Here is a 17,995-nt window from a genome sequence, read left to right as displayed (position 1 = left end):
AGACTTTCATGGCGAATTTTGGATGATAACGAGGCGCAAAAAATGAAAAAGACAGCTATCGCGATTGCAGTGGCACTGGCTGGCTTCGCTACCGTAGCGCAGGCCGCTCCGAAAGATAATACCTGGTATGCAGGTGGTAAACTGGGCTGGTCTCAGTTCCACGACACCGGCTGGTACAACAGCAGCCTGAACAATGATGGCCCAACTCACGAGAGCCAGCTTGGTGCAGGTGCGTTCGGTGGCTATCAGGTTAACCCGTATGTTGGTTTTGAAATGGGTTACGACTGGTTAGGTCGTATGCCATACAAAGGCGACACCGTAAACGGCGCTTTCAAAGCACAGGGCGTTCAGCTGACCGCTAAACTGGGTTACCCAGTAACTGACGATCTGGACGTGTACACCCGTCTGGGCGGCATGGTATGGCGCGCTGACTCCAGCAACAGCATCGCTGGCGACGACCATGACACCGGTGTTTCCCCAGTATTCGCTGGTGGCGTTGAGTGGGCTATGACCCGTGACATCGCTACCCGTCTGGAATACCAGTGGGTTAACAACATCGGCGACGGCAACACCGTTGGTGTTCGTCCAGACAACGGCATGCTGAGCGTAGGTGTTTCCTACCGTTTCGGCCAGCAGGAAGAAGCAGCACCAGTTGTTGCTCCAGCGCCGGCTCCAGCTCCAGAAGTACAGACCAAGCACTTCACTCTGAAGTCTGACGTTCTGTTCAACTTCAACAAAGCGACTCTGAAACCAGAAGGCCAGCAGGCACTGGATCAGCTGTACACCCAGCTGAGCAACCTGGATCCTAAAGACGGTTCTGTAGTGGTTCTGGGCTTCACCGACCGTATCGGTTCTGACGCTTACAACCAGAAACTGTCTGAGAAACGTGCTCAGTCTGTTGTTGATTACCTGATCTCTAAAGGTATCCCAGCTAACAAGATCTCCCCACGTGGTATGGGCGAATCTAACCCAGTTACTGGCAACACCTGTGACAACGTGAAAGCTCGCGCTGCACTGATCGACTGCCTGGCTCCAGATCGTCGCGTAGAGATCGAAGTTAAAGGCATCAAAGACGTTGTAACTCAGCCAGCGGCATAAGTTATCGTCTTATAAAAAAACCCCGCAATGCGGGGTTTTTTATTGTCTGAAGAAAAGTAAAAAACTACTTTTTACCCAACAGCGCCTGAAGGTCGTTCTTCAGTGTCGACATCTGGTTGGCGTATTTCTCTTTATGTTCTGCATCCTCAATCAGCTGCACGATGGTTTCCGACAGCGTTTTGCCCCGTCGTTGTGCCAGCCCGGCCAGCCGCTGCCAGACAACAAATTCCAGGTCGATTGATTTTTTGCGCGTGTGCTGATGCTCAGCATTAAAATGCCGTTTGCGTCGCGCACGGATAGTTTGCTTCATCCGGTTTAACAAGGCAGGATTGATGTGTTTCTCAATCCAGCCGTTAACCTGTACCGGTTCATTTTCGAGGGTCAGCAAAATATCCACGGCTTCTTGTGCAGCGCTGGCTTCGATGTAGCAGGTGATCAGTTCCCCTTCACGGTGCTTTTTGACCAGGTACTTCCATTTCCAGCCGCTTTCGAGATTTTCCAGTTGTTGATATTTCATTGCGATCTCAGTGTTACCACGTAACTCTGTTCAGAATATCAGTTTTTTAGCAATCTGCTGAAAAGAAATCATATCCTGTGAGTGAATGCAGCCAATCACCCTGTCGAAATCCCCAATCCTGCTTGGGTACAGCCCCCCGCTTACGGTATACTCCACGCTTTTACATCTGACTAAAAAACATCAACTTTGACCATTACGAAACTTGCATGGCGTGACCTTGTTCCGGATACCGAAAGTTATCAGGAACTGTTTGCACAGCCAGATCTCGCAAAAGAACACGAATTCATCCTTAGCGATACGCAGCCCCGTTTGCATTACGCGCTGGAGCAGGTATTAAGCCCATGGGCAACTGCGCCTTTCATGCTGCTCAAAGCCCCGGAAGAAGCGGAATACCTGACGTTGTTCGGGGATGCCGTGCGTCAGTTAAAGCCGGAAGCGAATGCCGTTTTTGGCGGCCAGTATCGTATCGCTGGACATGATGTCACTTTCGAACCGGCGGCGCAGGCTGACGGCCTTTTTGCCGCTAAGGGCGAGGTGATTACCGCGAACTGGGTCGAGGCTGAACAACTCTTTGGTTGTCTGCGCCAGTTTAACGGCGAGCTTTCGCTGCAGCCTGGGCTGGTACATCGCGCAAATGGCGGTGTCCTGATCATCTCGCTGCGTACCCTGCTCTCGCAGCCATTGCTGTGGATGCGTCTGAAAACCATCGTGCATCAGCAGCGTTTCGACTGGGTCGGCTACGATGAGTCTCGTCCTCTGCCTGTCTCGGTTCCGTCTATGCCGCTGTCATTAACCGTCGTGCTAACGGGCGACCGTGAATCGCTGGCAGACTTCCAGGAAATGGAGCCTGAACTGGCTGAACAGGCGGTGTATAGCGAATACGAAGACAATATCCAGATTGCCGATGCCGACGATATGGCGCAGTGGTGCCAGTGGGTGATGGCCGTTGCTGAACGTTTTGCGCTGCCAACGCCTGCGGCTGACGCATGGCCAGGCCTGATCCGCGAAGCGGTGCGTTATACCGGTGACCAGGAAACGCTGCCACTCTGCCCGCTCTGGATCGGCAAACAGCTGCGTGAAGTGGGCGTGGTGAGCGGTAGCGGTGCGTTCACCGGGGAGCAGCTCACCCAGATGCTGGCTCAGCGTGAGTGGCGGGAAGGCTATCTTGCTGACCGTATGCAGGATGAAATTCTGCTGGAACAAATTCTGGTGGAAACCGAAGGCGAACGCGTCGGACAGATCAACGCCCTGTCGGTGATTGAATTCCCTGGCCATCCGCGCGCGTTCGGGGAGCCGTCCCGTATTAGCTGCGTTGTGCATATTGGCGATGGCGAGTTTACCGACATCGAACGCAAAGCCGAGCTGGGCGGAAACATTCACGCCAAAGGCATGATGATCATGCAGGCGTTTTTGATGTCTGAACTGCAGCTTGAGCAACAGATCCCCTTCTCCGCCTCGCTGACGTTTGAGCAGTCCTACAGCGAAGTGGATGGCGATAGCGCCTCTATGGCTGAACTGTGTGCCTTAATCAGCGCCCTGGCGGAAGTGCCCATCAATCAGAACATCGCGATCACCGGTTCGGTGGATCAATTTGGCCGTGCGCAGCCTGTGGGTGGCCTCAATGAAAAAATTGAAGGCTTCTTCTCTATTTGTCAGCAGCGCGGTTTAAACGGCAAGCAGGGTGTGATTATTCCGGCTCCCAACGCACGCCATTTAAGCCTCAGCCAGGAAATTCTGGATGCGGTTGAACAAGAGCAGTTCGCTATCTGGGCCATCGAAGGGATTGAGGATGCACTACCCTTACTGACAAACCTGGTATGGGATGGCGAAGGGCAAACCACCCTGATGCAGACTATCCAGGAGCGCATTGCTCAGGCAACACAGCAGGATGCTCGTCACCGTTATCCATGGCCGTTACGCTGGCTGGGCTGGTTTAGTTCGAACTGATCGGACTTGTTCAGCGTACACGTGTTAGCTATCCTGCGTCCTTCACTAAAATAAGGCTTACTGAGAACATGGTAGATAAACGCGAATCCTATACAAAAGAAGATCTTCTTGCCTCTGGTCGCGGTGAACTGTTTGGCGCGAAAGGCCCACAGTTACCGGCCCCGAACATGCTGATGATGGACCGTGTCGTGAAAATGACCGAAACCGGCGGCAACTTCGATAAGGGTTACGTAGAAGCAGAACTCGATATCAACCCGGACCTGTGGTTCTTCGGCTGCCACTTTATTGGCGATCCGGTAATGCCTGGCTGTCTGGGTCTGGATGCCATGTGGCAGCTGGTTGGCTTCTATCTGGGCTGGCTGGGTGGTGAAGGTAAAGGCCGCGCGCTGGGCGTAGGCGAAGTAAAATTCACCGGCCAGGTTCTGCCTACGGCGAAGAAAGTGACCTATCGTATTCACTTCAAGCGCATCGTTAACCGCCGCCTGATTATGGGCCTGGCAGATGGCGAAGTGCTGGTAGACGGTCGTCTGATCTATAGCGCAAGCGACCTGAAGGTTGGCCTGTTCCAGGACACGTCCGCGTTCTGATCGTGCTTTCGCACCTCCAGAAAGGCGAAACCTCCGCATTGCGGAGGTTTCTTTTTTGAAAGAGACGTTATCAGGCTATGAGTGCCCTGTCGCCGATGGCTTCTCGCCAGCCTCCAAGCCATTGTGACCTTTGATTTATCGTCTGATAAGGACACATTTCTTTAGAACGTCCAGCGATGCCGGCCTGATAACCACGTTGATGAGCCCGTTCCAGGCGATCTCGTTTCTGTCTCTTCATGCCTCGTTTCCCTCATTCTTTTGTCTGGTGGAAAGAAAACAGTGTCTGCACTATCTGCACAGGCACAGATAACGAATACCCCGAATTAGTCGCATCGTCAATGTTCAAAATTCATACGGGTGTCATATTTGTGAGCTAGCTGGAAGTTCATTTGTACAAAAATTGTGACGTGGCACAAGTAACAACCTGAGTTGAAAACGAAAAAAAACCGCAATCAGCGACAGACCGATTGCGGTTTCTGATGATGAATTTTACTTATGGCAGCCGGGAAATCTCTCTCGCGATACTGGCCGACTCCTGCGCCCATCCCTGAGCCAGGACTTTCACCATTTCGTCATAGCCATCTTTCTGCTGCTTCAGCTCCAGATGGAAAGGACGCTTAATCAGCTGCCCCTGATGGTTCAGCAACCACTCCCCGCTGATGACCACCGCACCGTCATAACGGCCGTGGAAGCCCGTTACGGTGACGTTCAGCGTATCCTGATCGTTACCCAGCGGCTGCGATGCGACTACCCACCCCGGAAGCTGGCTGCCCAGATTGGCCACCAGCGTGTTGCGCAGCTGCTGATCCAACGGGCTGGCCCACAGGTTGTTGGTTGCAATCACGTATTTCACGTCGCTGGTCTGATAGACCACGCCGTTTCCTGCCAGATAATCTGGCACGGCGACTTGCTCAACCCACAGCTGGCGGTTTCCCTGACTGGCCGTGCTTTGCCCACCGCTGTGGGTTGCCACAGGCAGCTGATAATAGCTTTTATTATCTCCCCCTGAACTGCATGCCGTTAACAGCAGAGCGCCAACCATCAATAGCCATTTTTTCATTCTTTTGCCCTCTTCGGCTCAGGATCCTTTTTATCTTTCGCTTCGAACACCAGCGCATTGCTCTTCTCGTTGAGCGTTTTCAGCACCGGCTGCAGTTCACGCAGGACCTGATCAAGACGCTGCATATCTGCCACCATCTTGTTATAGGCCGCTGATCCCGGCTGGAAGCCCTGCATACTGCGGTTCAGCTCACGCAGCGTTTTCTGCATGTCCTGCGGCAGCTGCTGCATGCTCTGGCTCGCCGTGATCTTGTTGATGTTATCCAGCGTGGTTTGCAGACGGCGCATCGTTGCCTGGCTTTCGCTCAGCGAGTTTGTTGCCGCTTCAATCATCGGATTCAGTGGCAGATTGTTGATCTTATCCAGCGTCTCCATCAGACGCTGCTGGATCTGCGCCAGACCGCTGCTCACCGTTGGAATGATCTTGTAGCCACCGAATTCACGGATACCGGTAATCGGCGGTGCTTTCGGGTAGAAGTCCATATCCACATACAGCGCACCGGTTACCAGGTTGCCGGTTTTCAGCGACCCGCGCAGACCGCGTTCCATCAGTTGGGTGATATGAGTCGCGATATCCTGATTTTCACCAATTTGATTAAGCAGACGCTCTGGTTCAATGCGGATCAGTACCGGAATGCGGTAATCATCATCCAGCACCTGCTGAAGGCCCGGAACGAAGAACGGCACTTGCCCAACCGTACCGAGACGAATGCCGCGGAACTCAACAGGCGCCCCCGGCTGCAGGCCGCGAACGGAGTCTTTAAAGAACATCAGGAAGTCAACGTGATCGGTATAGAGCGCATCCTGAATGCTTTTTTGATCGTCAAAGAGACGGAAAGCGGTGTTCTCTGCGACCGGCTGCCCTAAATCCAGGCCCTCCGGCACGTCAAAGCTCACGCCGCCACCAAACAGCGTGGTCAGCGAACCCATTTCAACGCGCATGCCTGCCGAAGTCAGATCCACCGCGATCCCGCTGTCTTTCCAGAAGCGGACGTTGCTGGTGACCAGGCGATCGTTTGGCGCATTAATGAAGAGCTGATAGCTGATCGCGCGTTTCTGTGGATCAAACGTGCTTTTCTCAACCGAACCGACGCGGTAGCCGCGGAACAGAACCGGGTCGCCCGCCGTGAGCTGACCCGCTTTTTTGCTGTCGAGGATCACGCGGATGCCCTTGGCATCAGGCGGTGCAAGCGGCGGTGAATCCAGAAGCTGGTATTGGGCCGGCTGGTTACCCTTAGCGCCCGGCTGCAGCTCAATGTAGGCACCCGAGAGCAGCGTCCCCAGGCCGCTGATCCCTTCACGCCCCACCTGCGGCTTAACGACCCAGAAAACGGAATCGCCGTGCAGCAGTTTTTCCATGCCGGCATTCAGGCGCGCCTTAATCTCCACATGGGTTAAATCGTCGGTCAGGGTTGCGCTTTCCACCACGCCCACATCCACGCTACGGCTTTTGATGGTCGTTTTACCGCCCTCAATCCCCTCGGCATTGGTGGTTATCAGCGTCACTTCCGGCCCCTGATGGCTGTAATGATAAAACAGGATCCAGGCACCGATCAGCGCAGTCACGATGGGAAAAATCCACACCGGAGACCAGTTTTTGACCTTCTGCACTTTCGCCTCTCCACTCTTATTTTCCATGCTCTTACTCTTCCTCATGGCTTGATTCAGGCTCACGATCCCACGATAAACGAGGGTCGAAGGTCATGGCCGCAAACATGGTCATGATCACGACCAGTGCAAACATTAAAGCCCCCATCGCAGGATAAATACTCATCAAACCGCCCATCCGCACCAGCGCAGAGAGAACGGCGATGACAAACACGTCAATCATTGACCAGCGTCCGACAAACTCGACCACTTCATAAATCAGGTGCATGCGTTCGCTGTCGCGTTTCCCATGACCTTTCGCATCCCAACAGAGCCAGGCGATGGCGATCATTTTTAAGGTGGGCACCATAATACTGGCGATAAAGATGACGCCAGCGACCGGATAGGAACCTTCGCCCCAGAGCAGTATCACCCCGGCCAGGATCGTCGAGGGCATTTTGTCGCCGAGCAAATCGGTGATCATGATTGGCAGAATATTGGCTGGCAGATACAGCATGACGGACGTGACCAGCAGCGCCATCGTCCACTGCAGGCTATTTTTACGGCGCACGTGCCCTTTCGTTTCGCAGCGCGGACAAACGTCGAGATCGGCGGGCAGCACGGCGGTACAGCACGGGCACGAGCGAAGCCCCTGGCGAATGCCGGGCACGCCGACCTTCACCGTCTGCGCAAGCGTCGGTGCCGGGGCGATATCATCCCACGCCCAGCGTCTGTCCACGCACTGGAAAGCGCGCAGCTGCAGGACGCAGTACAGACACCAGGGAATAAAGCTGCTGCCAATCCCCACGTCGCCGTACGCCATCAGCTTCACGAAACTGACCAGGATCCCCGCCAGAAAGATCTCCGCCATCCCCCAGCTTTTGAGCTGAAACAGAATACGCGCAAGTCGGATTTTCAGCGGTGCCGGCATCCTGACGCGGTTCACCAGCAAAAGGATGACGACCAGGCAAAAAGCCGGGACTATCTGGACAAACAGGAGAAAGAAGGTCCCCAGGCTGGCGTAATCTTCCGAGAACATCACGCCCGGGATTTCAAGCAGATCCACCTGACTGGTGATCCCCCCCACCTTCATATAGATGAAGGGGAAGAGATTAGAGAGCAGCAGCATGAATAGTGCTGCCAGCGCGTAAGCAGTGGGACGCTGCCGCGGCGCGTCCCACTCGGTTGTCAACGTCGCGCCACAGCGTGGACACAGGGCTTTATGTCCGTGACCAAGCTCTGGCAACGCCACGAGCATATCGCATTGCGAGCATAAAATATGCCTGTCGGCATGGTGCTGGTCACACATATGTTATCCCTGTTTATGCGCCGTTTTTCAGAGACTCAAGGTACTCCCAGCGCTCAAAGGCGTCTTCCAGGGCTTTTTCAGCCGCGGACATTTCAGCCAATACTTTCTGAGTATAGTCATGCGATTGGGTAAAGAATGACGCATCAGCAACCTGTTTTTGCAGATCCTCAAGCGCAGCCTCCAGCTCTTCAAGACGCTGCGGTAGCCCCTCCAGTTCGCGCTGCAGGTTATAGCTTAGTTTAGCCGAGGTTTTCTTGACAGTTTCTGCTTTTGTTACAGCAGGTTCAGAACTTATTTTGGACTTTGACTGCTTCGTCGCCAGCGACTGTGCCTGCTGCCCTTTTGCATCGTGATAACCGCCGACATATTGACCAATTCGCCCTTCACCTTCGAAGATCCAGCACTCGGTCACGGTGTTGTCAACGAACTGACGATCGTGGCTGACCAGCATCACGGTACCCTGATAACCGTCAATCAGCTCTTCCAGCAGTTCCAGCGTTTCGACATCCAGATCGTTGGTCGGTTCATCGAGGATCAGCAGGTTGCTTGGCTTCAGGAACAGGCGCGCCAGCAGAAGACGGTTGCGCTCACCGCCTGACAGCGCGCGCACCGGCGTCATGGCACGCTTCGGATGGAACAGAAAGTCCTGCAGGTAGCCCAGCACGTGGCGCGGCTTGCCGTTCACCATCACTTCCTGCTTGCCTTCGGCGAGGTTGTCCATCACCGTACGGTCCGGATCCAGCTCCGCGCGGTGCTGGTCGAAGTAGGCGACCTCCAGCTTGGTCCCGCAGTGAATGCGGCCGCTGTCGGCCTGCAGCTGGCCGAGCATCAGTTTCAGCAGCGTGGTTTTACCGCAGCCGTTCGGGCCGATGAGCGCAATTTTGTCGCCGCGCTGAACCTGTGCCGAGAAGTCTTTCACCAGCACTTTACCGTCAACCTGATAGTTAACGTTTTCCATTTCAAAGACAATCTTGCCGGAACGGGACGCCTCTTCCACCTGCATTTTGGCGCTGCCCATCACTTCACGGCGTTCGCTGCGCTCGCGACGCATCGCCTTCAGGGCGCGCACGCGGCCTTCGTTACGGGTACGGCGGGCTTTGATGCCCTGGCGGATCCAGACTTCTTCCTGCGCCAGCTTGCGGTCAAACTCCGCATTCTGCAGCTCTTCCACGCGCAGGTTTTCTTCTTTTTCCAGCAGATACGTATCGTAATCGCCGGGATAGGTCACCAGCTTGCCGCGGTCGAGATCGACAATGCGCGTCGCCATATTGCGAATAAACGAACGGTCGTGCGAGATAAAGATGATGGTGCCGCTGAAGGTTTTCAGGAAGCCTTCCAGCCAGTCGATCGCCTCAATATCCAGGTGGTTCGTCGGTTCGTCCAGCAGCAGCACCTTCGGCCCGCTGACCAGCGCACGACCCAGGGCCGCTTTACGCAGCCAGCCGCCGGAGAGCGCCGACAGCTCCATGTCGGGTTCCAGCCCGAGCTGCGCCAGCACTTCATTAATGCGGTTTTCAAGCTGCCACAGACCGTGGTGATCGAGCATCTCCTGCACTTTTGCCAGCTCGTTGAGGTTTTTGTCGCTCGGATCGGTCATCACCAGATGCGAAATCTCGTGATAGCGCTTCAGGTATTCAGCCTGCTCGGAGATCCCTTCCGCCACGAAATCGTACACGCTGCCGGTCACGTGACGCGGTGGATCCTGCTGCAGGCGGGAGACAATCAGATCCTGCTCGTAAACAATGCGCCCGTCATCCAGGCCCTGTTCGCGGTTAAGGATTTTCATCAGCGTGGATTTACCCGCGCCGTTACGGCCCACCAGACAGACGCGCTCGTTATCTTCGATGTGCAGCTCTGCATTGTCGAGAAGCGGTGAGTCGCTGAAAGAGAGCCACGCGCCGTGCATACTAATTAAAGACATTTATTTTTCCTTTCAGACCGCGGTAATCAACCAGCAGTTATGGATTTGACGGTTACGGGCAAAGTCCTGAGACAGCGTTTTTTGGCTGATTTCTTGTGCTTTCAGTCCCAGGGCTGCTAAGCCGTCATGATCCATACGGAAGCCGCGTTTGTTGTTCGAGAACATAATGGTGCCGCCTTTACGCAGCAGGCGCTTCAGGTCGGTCATCAGGCGCAGGTGATCGCGTTGAACGTCAAAGCTATCTTCCATGCGCTTGGAGTTGGAGAAGGTCGGCGGATCGATAAAGATCAGGTCAAACTGCTCGTCGGTGTCGCGCAGCCAGCCCAGCACGTCAGCCTGCATCAGACGATGCTGACGCCCGGTTAAGCCGTTAAGACGCAGGTTTCGCTCCGCCCACTCCAGATAGGTGCGGGACATATCCACCGTGGTGGTGCTGCGCGCGCCGCCCAGACCCGCATGCACGCTGGCGCTGCCGGTATAGGAGAAGAGATTCAGGAAGTCCTTGCCCTTGCTCATCTGACCCAGCATGCGGCGGGCGATACGGTGGTCGAGGAACAGGCCGGTATCCAGATAGTCGGTCAGGTTGACCCACAGACGGGCGTTATATTCGCCCACTTCGATAAAGTCGCCCTTCTCGCCCATCTTCTGGTACTGATTTTTCCCTTTCTGACGCTCGCGGGTTTTCAGCACCAGCTTGTTTGGCGCAATACCCAGCACGGCGATGGTGGCGGCAATAACGTCCAGCATGCGCTGACGCGCTTTTTGCGCATCAATGGTTTTCGGCGGCGCATATTCCTGAATCACCACCCAATCCGCGTAGCGGTCAACCGCCACGTTGTACTCCGGCAGGTCGGCATCATACAGGCGGTAGCATTCAATGCCCTCCTGCTTCGCCCACTTCTCAAATTTCTTCAGGTTCTTGCGCAGACGGTTAGCGTAATCTTCCGCCACGCCGGACGGCTTGCTGTCGGCCGCCTTCTCCGCCAGATGGTAGTTTTTCTGCACGCAGTCCAGCGGGCCGTTTTTCGCCTTAAACTGGCGGTCGGCACGCAGCTGCAGGCAGCTCAGCAGTTCCGGCGAGGCGCTGAACAGAGACAGGTTCCAGCCGCCGAAGTGGTCCTTCATGTTGCGGCCCAGCAGGCTGTGCAGGGCAATCAACGCCGGTTCGCTGTCGAGACGTTCGCCGTATGGCGGGTTGCTGATCACCGTACCGTACGGGCCTTTTGGCAGCGGGTTGGTCAGGTTCGCCACGTCTTTCACTTCGAAGGTGACCAGCTCGCCAATACCGGCACGGCGGGCGTTGCTGCGCGCGCGCTCAATGACGCGAGGGTCGCTATCGGAGCCGTAGAAGTGGGAGGTGTACTCCGCCAGGCCTTTACGCGCGCGGGTCTGCGCATCGTCTTTGACCTCTTTCCAGAGTGCTTCATCGTGCTGCGCCCAGCCTTTGAAGCCCCAGTGACCGCGATGCAGCCCCGGCGCGCGGTCGGTGGCCAGCATGGCCGCTTCAATCAGCAGGGTACCGGAACCGCACATCGGGTCGAGCAGCGGCGTGCCCGGCTGCCAGCCGGAGCGCATCACAATGGCGGCCGCCAGGGTCTCTTTGATGGGTGCCATGCCGGTACGATCGCGGTAGCCGCGCAGGTGCAGGCCCGCGCCGCTCAGATCGAGAGAGATACTCGCCGTGTCGCCGTTCAGCCAGACGTTAATACGCAGATCCGGGTTTTCACGATCGACGTTCGGACGTTCCTTATTTTTACGCGTAAAGCAGTCCACAATGGCGTCTTTTACGCGCAGGGCACCGTACTGGCTGTTGCGGATCTCGTCGTTCACGCCGTTGAAATGGACCGCAAAGGTGGCATTCGGGGTGAAGATCTCTGTCCAGTCGATCATCTGTACGCCGGTGTAGAGGTCAAGGTCGCTATAAACCTTGCACTCCTTCATCGGCAGCATGATGCGCGACGCCAGGCGGCTCCACATCAGGCTCTGGTAAATAAGCCGCGTGTCGCCCTCAAAATGGACACCACCCTGAACCACCTGACACTCTTGTGCGCCCAGGCTTTCCAGTTCAGTTTTTAACAGCTCTTCCAGCCCACGGGCCGTACTGGCAAACAGAGAATTCATATCGTCACTTTTACTCTTAGAAAATTGTCGCGCATTATAGCTAATATGGCGTGTATGTCATAAAGTTGAAGGCTTATTTTCATTCGAGGGAGTGTGCAGTGGCGACGTTATCCAGGCTTTTTATTCATCCGGTGAAATCCATGCGCGGCATCGGCGTCTCTCACGCGCTGGCCGACATGAGCGGATTCGCCTTCGATCGAATTTTTATGGTCACCGAGCCTGACGGTACCTTTATTACCGCACGCCAGTTCCCTCAGATGGTTCGCTTTACCCCTTCCCCGCTTCACGACGGTTTGCATCTTACCGCGCCGGACGGTTCCAGCGCGGTGATTCGCTTTGCTGATTTTGCGCCCGTCGATGCGCCAACGGAAGTGTGGGGAAACCATTTTACCGCGCGCATCGCCCCGGATGAGATTAACCGCTGGCTGAGCGGCTTCTTCTCCCGCGACGTGCAGCTGCGCTGGGTTGGGCCTGAACTGACGCGTCGCGTAAAGCGCCACGACGCCGTTCCCCTCTCCTTCGCCGATGGCTTCCCGTTCCTGCTGACGAACGAAGCCTCGCTGCGTGATTTACAAGGCCGCTGCAAAGCCAGCGTGCAGATGGAACAGTTTCGACCGAATTTGGTCGTCACCGGCGCGGATGCCTGGGATGAAGATACCTGGAAAGTGATCCGCATCGGCAGCGTCATTTTTGACGTTGTGAAGCCGTGCAGCCGCTGCATTTTCACGACGGTGAGCCCGGAGAAAGGCCAGAAGCATCCTTCCGGCGAACCGTTGAAAACCCTGCAATCATTCCGCACCGCGCAGGATAATGGCGATGTCGATTTCGGCCAGAACCTGATCCCACGCTCCAGCGGCGCGATCCGCGTCGGCGATGAGGTCGAAATTCTTGCTCGTGGGCCAGCGAGAGTGTACGGCTCGGGTCAGGAGGAGGAGTTTGTCGACGTTGAGACGAACGTCGCCTCTGCGGTAGATATTCACTGGCAGGGCAACGTCATCCGGGGTAACAACCAGCAGGTACTGCTTGAGCAGCTGGAACAAGCGGGGATCCGCATACCCTATTCCTGCCGCGCGGGCATTTGCGGATGCTGTCGTATCAGACTGGTGGATGGCGAAGTGAGTGCGTTGAAAAAGTCGGCAATTGGAAATGACGGCACAATTCTGTGCTGTAGCTGCGTCCCGAAAACGTCCGTACAGCTGGAAGCTTAAACCGCCTGCTCGAGGCTGAAGGCATCCACGCGAAGCTGGGGCTTCAGCCTGTCGTTCATGACCTTAATGGCATCCCCGAGCTGCATCGTCCGCCCGGCAATCGTCACGCCAGGCTGGGCCAGCAGGCAGAGCGCGGCATTTTCGCCTGGCTCTACCACCAGCAGGCTCACCTCTTCTGCGGTATCGCTCAGGTTGACGCTGGCCGCATCGCCCGTTGCCGGGGTCCAGTTCATGCCGTGCGGCAGGAAATGCCAGCTCTTTGGCATTTGCGGCTTCAGGAAACGGATAGCCACCAGCGCATTTAATACCAGCTCGGCGCGCTGCTCTTTCGAGAGCATCAGATCGCGACATTTTTCCTCAAAGGAGAAATAAAGCGCAGCGTCATCAACGCAAAAGCCTGACGGGGAAAAAGCGTCCGGGGTTAACATTCGGCGGGCAAAACGAGAGCGAAACAACATGCCATTGGCTAAGTCGAGCATCATTCGGTCATGCTCGTCGCAAAAATACCAGCGCCAGTTATCGTCAGGTTTAATTCGCATGTTTCTCTCCCGTCCCCGAAACGTCCTGTACTAAAAATGTCCTGTTTGCCGCTTCGTTTATAACACCATTAATAAAAGACTATAATGTCTAAATAAGCAACAGTGACGGAATATAAAACAACCAGGGCTGGAAATAAAGCCCCGGTTGTCTGATTACGAGAAAAGATTAGATATGCGTAACGATTTCTTTAACCAGCGGCGGTCCTTTAAAAATAAAGCCGGAATAGATTTGCACCAGTGACGCACCCGCCGCCATCTTCTCACGCGCAGCAATCACGGAGTCAATGCCGCCGACGCCAATAATCGGCAGGCGGCCATTTAATTCCGCAGACAGGGCGCGAATAATTTCGGTGCTTTTTAATTGCACCGGACGGCCACTTAACCCACCCGCTTCGTCACAGTTTTTCATTCCCTGCACGAGGGAACGATCGAGCGTGGTATTGGTCGCAATTACACCATCAATATTATGGCGAACCAAACTGTCGGCAACCTGGATCAATTCTTCGGCAGAAAGATCCGGGGCGATCTTAACCGCGACCGGAACATATTTGTGGTGGATCGCCTGGAGTTCATTTTGCTTATTTTTAATGGCACTCAGAAGATCGTCCAGCGCTTCACCATATTGTAAGGATCGCAGGCCCGGGGTATTGGGTGAGGAAATATTCACCGCAATATAACCGGCATAGGCGTAGACTTTTTCCATACAAATCAGATAGTCATCTTTACCCTGCTCGACCGGCGTGTCTTTATTTTTGCCGATATTGATGCCCAGTATTCCGTCAAAGTGGGCTTTTTTTACGTTCTCGACCAGGTGATCAACACCGTGGTTGTTGAAGCCCATGCGGTTGATCAGCCCTTCGGCTTCCACCAGTCGGAACAGGCGCGGTTTGTCATTTCCCGGCTGCGGGCGCGGGGTGACGGTACCGATTTCAATGGAGCCAAAGCCCATCGCGCCCAGGGCATCAATGCACTCGCCATTTTTGTCCAGACCGGCCGCCAGACCCAGCGGATTTTTAAAAGTCAGCCCCATGCACTGCACAGGTTTTACCGGCACATGCTGGCGCACCAGCGCGGCCAGAGGCGTTCCGGTAATACGACGTAATTGCTGGAATGTCAATTCATGAGCGCGCTCAGGGTCGAGCTGGAAAAGGGCTTTACGAACGAAGGGGTAGTACATGAACTCTCCTGGATTCCCGGTGTGCAAACCGGGAGGGGATTATGGGCGATCCCGGCGAGAAAGGGAATTGACCTGCGGCAAAAAACCCGCGTAAAACGCAATCGTTTACCTCCCCGTCTATTTCTTATGCACTTTTTCGCATTTTAATTGCAGATAAATCATTTAGTGGAATAAACGCGCGGTGTCACACTCCTTAAAATTGTTATGAATGTTAGATAAAAGCAAACAATTAGTTATAAGGAGGAAGTATGCGCGTCATTACCCTGGCCGGAAGTCCACGATTCCCGTCGCGCTCCAGCGTCCTGCTGGAATATGCCCGTGAAAAACTAAATGCTCTGGATGTGGAAGTGTGCCACTGGAACCTGCATAACTTCGAACCTGAAGATTTGCTCTACGCCCGTTTCGACAGCCCCGCGCTGAAAACCCTCATTGAGCAACTTAACGGCGCGGACGGCCTGATCGTAGCAACGCCCATCTATAAGGCCTCCTTTTCCGGGGCCCTGAAAACCCTGCTCGATCTGCTTCCGGAACGCGCGCTGGACGGCAAGGTGGTGCTGCCGCTGGCAACGGGCGGTACGGTTGCCCATTTACTGGCCGTGGATTATGCCCTGAAGCCGGTGCTGAACGCGTTGAAAGCGCAGGAGATCCTCCACGGCGTTTTCGCCGATGACTCACAGGTCATCGACTATCAACACAAACCCCACTTTACGCCTAACCTGCAAACCCGCCTCGATAATGCTCTGGAAACGTTCTGGCATGCCCTGCATCGCCGGGATATCCAGGCCCCGGCGTTTGGTCAGCCTCAAGGAGTCGCACATGTTTAAAACGTTAACCCGCATCGGACTGGCAGGTTTGATGGCGCTTACCTCGCTGGCCCATGCCGCAGAAACGGCTCCGGAAAGTTTACGTATCGGGTATCAGAAAGGCAGCGTCAGCATGGTGCTGGCAAAAAGCCACCAGCTTCTGGAAAAACGCTTCCCGGACACCAAATTCTCCTGGGTGGAGTTCCCGGCCGGCCCGCAGATGCTGGAGGCCCTGAACGTGGGCAGTATCGATCTCGGCAGCACGGGCGATATCCCACCTATATTCGCCCAGGCCGCGGGAGCGGACCTCCTCTACGTTGGCGTTGAGCCGCCAAAGCCTAAGGCCGAAGTCATTCTGGTGCCTGAAAACAGCGACATTAAAAGCGTCGCCGATCTTAAAGGCCATAAGGTCGCTTTCCAGAAAGGTTCCAGCTCACACAACCTTTTGCTACGCGCTCTGCAAGAGGCCGGGCTTAAGTTCACCGACATTCAGCCCGTCTACCTGACGCCTGCCGACGCGCGCGCCGCGTTCCAGCAGAAGAACGTTGATGCCTGGGCCATCTGGGACCCGTACTACTCCGCCGCATTGCTGCAGGGTGGCGTTCGCGTGCTGAAAGACGGTACCACGCTGAAGCAGACCGGCTCGTTCTATCTGGCCGCACGCCCTTATGCGGAAAAGAACGGCGCATTTATTCAGGGCGTGCTGGATACCTTTACCCAGGCCGATGCCCTGACTCAGAGCCAGCGTCAGGAGAGCATTGCCCTGCTGGCGAAAACCATGGGCTTACCTGAGCCGGTGATCGCGAGCTATCTCAACCACCGTCCGCCGACCACCATTACGCCGGTGGACGCACACGTCGCCGCACTTCAGCAACAAACGGCTGACCTCTTCTATCAAAACCGCCTGGTTCCAAAACAGGTCACTATTCGCGAACGCATCTGGCAACCCGCAGGCAAAGAAGGAGCTAAATCATGAGTCTGAATCTTTTCTGGTTTTTACCCACCCACGGTGATGGACACTATCTTGGTACAGAAGAGGGTTCACGCCCGGTTGACCATGGCTACCTGCAGCAGATTGCACAGGCGGCGGACCGAATCGGTTTCACCGGGGTGCTGATCCCGACCGGACGATCATGTGAAGATGCCTGGCTGGTCGCCGCGTCGATGATCCCGGTCACCCAGCGCCTGAAGTTCCTTGTCGCGTTACGCCCGAGCGTCGTCTCCCCTACCGTGGCGGCACGTCAGGCGGCCACGCTGGACAGGCTGTCCAACGGCCGCGCCCTGTTTAACCTGGTGACGGGCAGCGATCCACAGGAGCTGGCGGGCGACGGCGTGTTCCTCGACCATACCGAACGCTATGAGGCCTCCGCCGAGTTCACCCGCGTCTGGCGACGCCTGCTGGAAGGGGAAACCGTCACCTTTGAAGGCAAGCATATTCACGTTCGCGACGCGAAGCTCTACTTCCCGCCGGTGCAGCAGCCGCGCCCGCCGCTCTATTTTGGCGGGTCGTCGGATGTGGCCCAGGACCTCGCCGCCGAGCAGGTCGACCTCTATCTGACCTGGGGCGAACCGCCTGAGCTGGTGAAAGAAAAAATCGCTCAGGTCCGCGCGAAAGCTGCCGCCCATGGCCGCAAGGTGCGCTTCGGTATTCGCCTGCACGTGATTGTGCGTGAAACCAATGATGAGGCCTGGCGGGCGGCGGACCGTCTGATTTCCCATCTGGACGATGAGACCATCGCCAAAGCGCAGGCCGCGTTTGCCAAAACCGACTCCGTCGGGCAGCACCGGATGGCGTCCCTGCACAACGGCAAGCGCGAGAATCTGGAGATCAGCCCGAACCTATGGGCGGGCGTCGGCCTGGTGCGCGGCGGTGCGGGTACGGCGCTGGTCGGCGACGGCCCGACCGTGGCCGCGCGCATCAATGAATACGCCGAACTGGGTATCGACAGCTTTATTCTCTCCGGTTATCCGCACCTGGAAGAGGCGTACAAGGTCGGCGAGCTGCTGTTTCCGCACCTGGATGTCGCCATTCCGGAGGTTCCGCAGCCGCAGCAGCTCCAGCTGCAGGGCGAAGCCGTGGCAAACGAATTTATTCCACGCAAAGCCGCACAGAGCTAAGGAG

16 protein-coding genes are annotated in these 17,995 nt (G+C 55.9%); 7 read left to right on the top strand and 9 right to left on the bottom strand.

What is annotated here, in order from left to right; all coding sequences use genetic code 11:
• Positions 1 to 42: 42 nt before the first annotated feature.
• Positions 43 to 1,098, top strand: coding sequence for a porin OmpA (ompA, locus tag FHC52_RS03315; RefSeq protein WP_008499928.1), 1,056 nt, complete (start codon positions 43 to 45; stop codon positions 1,096 to 1,098).
• 64 nt (positions 1,099 to 1,162) lie between these two features.
• Here ompA and matP read toward each other — a convergent pair whose 3' ends face one another.
• Positions 1,163 to 1,615, bottom strand: a complete 453-nt coding sequence (gene matP / locus FHC52_RS03310) for a macrodomain Ter protein MatP (RefSeq protein WP_008499929.1) — start codon at positions 1,613 to 1,615, stop codon at positions 1,163 to 1,165.
• Positions 1,616 to 1,801: 186 nt separating this feature from the next.
• Here matP and FHC52_RS03305 point away from each other — a divergent pair, with 186 nt between their 5' ends.
• A complete protein-coding gene (locus tag FHC52_RS03305; RefSeq protein WP_023343697.1) occupies positions 1,802 to 3,562 on the top strand; it encodes a Lon protease family protein in 1,761 nt (586 codons plus the stop codon).
• 68 nt (positions 3,563 to 3,630) lie between these two features.
• Complete coding sequence (gene fabA, locus FHC52_RS03300) at positions 3,631 to 4,149, top strand: 3-hydroxyacyl-[acyl-carrier-protein] dehydratase FabA (RefSeq protein WP_008499931.1); 519 nt, start codon at positions 3,631 to 3,633, stop codon at positions 4,147 to 4,149.
• A gap of 70 nt (positions 4,150 to 4,219) precedes the next feature.
• On the opposite strand, the gene rmf is transcribed toward fabA, so the two are convergent.
• From rmf to rlmKL, 6 genes are all read right to left on the bottom strand, one after another.
• The gene (gene rmf, locus FHC52_RS03295; RefSeq protein ID WP_013097261.1) at positions 4,220 to 4,387 is read right to left on the bottom strand and encodes a ribosome modulation factor; all 168 of its coding nucleotides are present in this window, start codon (positions 4,385 to 4,387) and stop codon (positions 4,220 to 4,222) included.
• Between the two features lie 255 nt (positions 4,388 to 4,642).
• Positions 4,643 to 5,209 carry a membrane integrity-associated transporter subunit PqiC gene (gene pqiC / locus FHC52_RS03290; RefSeq protein ID WP_008499932.1) on the bottom strand — a complete coding sequence of 189 codons (567 nt, stop codon included), beginning with the start codon at positions 5,207 to 5,209 and terminating at the stop codon, positions 4,643 to 4,645.
• Positions 5,206 to 6,846, bottom strand: a complete 1,641-nt coding sequence (gene pqiB / locus FHC52_RS03285; RefSeq protein WP_008499933.1) for an intermembrane transport protein PqiB — start codon at positions 6,844 to 6,846, stop codon at positions 5,206 to 5,208. The genes pqiC and pqiB overlap by 4 nt, the downstream gene beginning before the upstream one ends.
• Positions 6,847 to 6,850: 4 nt before the next feature.
• Positions 6,851 to 8,104, bottom strand: coding sequence for a membrane integrity-associated transporter subunit PqiA (gene pqiA / locus FHC52_RS03280; RefSeq protein ID WP_008499934.1), 1,254 nt, complete (start codon positions 8,102 to 8,104; stop codon positions 6,851 to 6,853).
• A 13-nt stretch (positions 8,105 to 8,117) separates the two neighbouring features.
• Positions 8,118 to 10,025 (bottom strand): ABC transporter ATP-binding protein, encoded by a 1,908-nt coding sequence (locus tag FHC52_RS03275; protein ID WP_008499935.1) that lies wholly within the window; start codon positions 10,023 to 10,025, stop codon positions 8,118 to 8,120.
• Between the two features lie 12 nt (positions 10,026 to 10,037).
• Positions 10,038 to 12,146, bottom strand: coding sequence for a bifunctional 23S rRNA (guanine(2069)-N(7))-methyltransferase RlmK/23S rRNA (guanine(2445)-N(2))-methyltransferase RlmL (gene rlmKL / locus FHC52_RS03270; RefSeq protein ID WP_008499936.1), 2,109 nt, complete (start codon positions 12,144 to 12,146; stop codon positions 10,038 to 10,040).
• Positions 12,147 to 12,244: 98 nt separating this feature from the next.
• Here rlmKL and FHC52_RS03265 point away from each other — a divergent pair, with 98 nt between their 5' ends.
• Positions 12,245 to 13,354 (top strand): YcbX family protein, encoded by a 1,110-nt coding sequence (locus tag FHC52_RS03265; protein ID WP_008499937.1) that lies wholly within the window; start codon positions 12,245 to 12,247, stop codon positions 13,352 to 13,354.
• Here FHC52_RS03265 and zapC read toward each other — a convergent pair.
• Positions 13,351 to 13,893 (bottom strand): cell division protein ZapC, encoded by a 543-nt coding sequence (zapC, locus tag FHC52_RS03260; RefSeq protein ID WP_021240861.1) that lies wholly within the window; start codon positions 13,891 to 13,893, stop codon positions 13,351 to 13,353. The genes FHC52_RS03265 and zapC overlap by 4 nt on opposite strands.
• A gap of 166 nt (positions 13,894 to 14,059) precedes the next feature.
• Positions 14,060 to 15,070: a quinone-dependent dihydroorotate dehydrogenase gene (gene pyrD, locus FHC52_RS03255; protein ID WP_220419915.1), complete on the bottom strand. Its 1,011-nt coding sequence runs from the start codon at positions 15,068 to 15,070 to the stop codon at positions 14,060 to 14,062.
• 248 nt (positions 15,071 to 15,318) lie between these two features.
• On the opposite strand from pyrD, the gene ssuE reads away from it, so the two are divergent.
• From ssuE to ssuD, 3 genes are read left to right on the top strand one after another with little or no spacing between them, the layout of a single operon-like run.
• Positions 15,319 to 15,894 (top strand): NADPH-dependent FMN reductase, encoded by a 576-nt coding sequence (gene ssuE / locus FHC52_RS03250; RefSeq protein ID WP_220419914.1) that lies wholly within the window; start codon positions 15,319 to 15,321, stop codon positions 15,892 to 15,894.
• A complete protein-coding gene (locus FHC52_RS03245) occupies positions 15,887 to 16,849 on the top strand; it encodes a sulfonate ABC transporter substrate-binding protein (RefSeq protein WP_021240863.1) in 963 nt (320 codons plus the stop codon). The genes ssuE and FHC52_RS03245 overlap by 8 nt, the downstream gene beginning before the upstream one ends.
• Entirely contained in the window at positions 16,846 to 17,991 is a 1,146-nt protein-coding gene (gene ssuD / locus FHC52_RS03240) for an FMNH2-dependent alkanesulfonate monooxygenase (protein WP_023327036.1), read from the top strand. The genes FHC52_RS03245 and ssuD overlap by 4 nt, the downstream gene beginning before the upstream one ends.
• Positions 17,992 to 17,995 lie beyond the last annotated feature (4 nt).

The sequence above is a fragment of the Enterobacter sp. EC_64 genome (genome assembly GCF_019584165.1).
Taxonomy (GTDB): domain Bacteria; phylum Pseudomonadota; class Gammaproteobacteria; order Enterobacterales; family Enterobacteriaceae; genus Enterobacter; species Enterobacter roggenkampii.
Note: the sequence above shows the minus strand (reverse complement) of the source record. Positions and strands in the feature narration are given on the sequence as shown.

What these genes read in the sequence shown, in the direction of transcription:
- ompA (WP_008499928.1), top strand. Translation starts at nt 43, where the DNA reads ATGAAAAAGACAGCTATCGCGATTGCAGTGGCACTGGCTGGCTTCGCT.
- matP (WP_008499929.1), bottom strand. Translation starts at nt 1,615, where the DNA reads ATGAAATATCAACAACTGGAAAATCTCGAAAGCGGCTGGAAATGGAAG.
- fabA (WP_008499931.1), top strand. Translation starts at nt 3,631, where the DNA reads ATGGTAGATAAACGCGAATCCTATACAAAAGAAGATCTTCTTGCCTCT.
- rmf (WP_013097261.1), bottom strand. Translation starts at nt 4,387, where the DNA reads ATGAAGAGACAGAAACGAGATCGCCTGGAACGGGCTCATCAACGTGGT.
- pqiC (WP_008499932.1), bottom strand. Translation starts at nt 5,209, where the DNA reads ATGAAAAAATGGCTATTGATGGTTGGCGCTCTGCTGTTAACGGCATGC.
- pqiB (WP_008499933.1), bottom strand. Translation starts at nt 6,846, where the DNA reads ATGGAAAATAAGAGTGGAGAGGCGAAAGTGCAGAAGGTCAAAAACTGG.
- pqiA (WP_008499934.1), bottom strand. Translation starts at nt 8,104, where the DNA reads ATGTGTGACCAGCACCATGCCGACAGGCATATTTTATGCTCGCAATGC.
- FHC52_RS03275 (WP_008499935.1), bottom strand. Translation starts at nt 10,025, where the DNA reads ATGTCTTTAATTAGTATGCACGGCGCGTGGCTCTCTTTCAGCGACTCA.
- rlmKL (WP_008499936.1), bottom strand. Translation starts at nt 12,146, where the DNA reads ATGAATTCTCTGTTTGCCAGTACGGCCCGTGGGCTGGAAGAGCTGTTA.
- zapC (WP_021240861.1), bottom strand. Translation starts at nt 13,893, where the DNA reads ATGCGAATTAAACCTGACGATAACTGGCGCTGGTATTTTTGCGACGAG.
- pyrD (WP_220419915.1), bottom strand. Translation starts at nt 15,070, where the DNA reads ATGTACTACCCCTTCGTTCGTAAAGCCCTTTTCCAGCTCGACCCTGAG.
- ssuE (WP_220419914.1), top strand. Translation starts at nt 15,319, where the DNA reads ATGCGCGTCATTACCCTGGCCGGAAGTCCACGATTCCCGTCGCGCTCC.
- FHC52_RS03245 (WP_021240863.1), top strand. Translation starts at nt 15,887, where the DNA reads ATGTTTAAAACGTTAACCCGCATCGGACTGGCAGGTTTGATGGCGCTT.
- ssuD (WP_023327036.1), top strand. Translation starts at nt 16,846, where the DNA reads ATGAGTCTGAATCTTTTCTGGTTTTTACCCACCCACGGTGATGGACAC.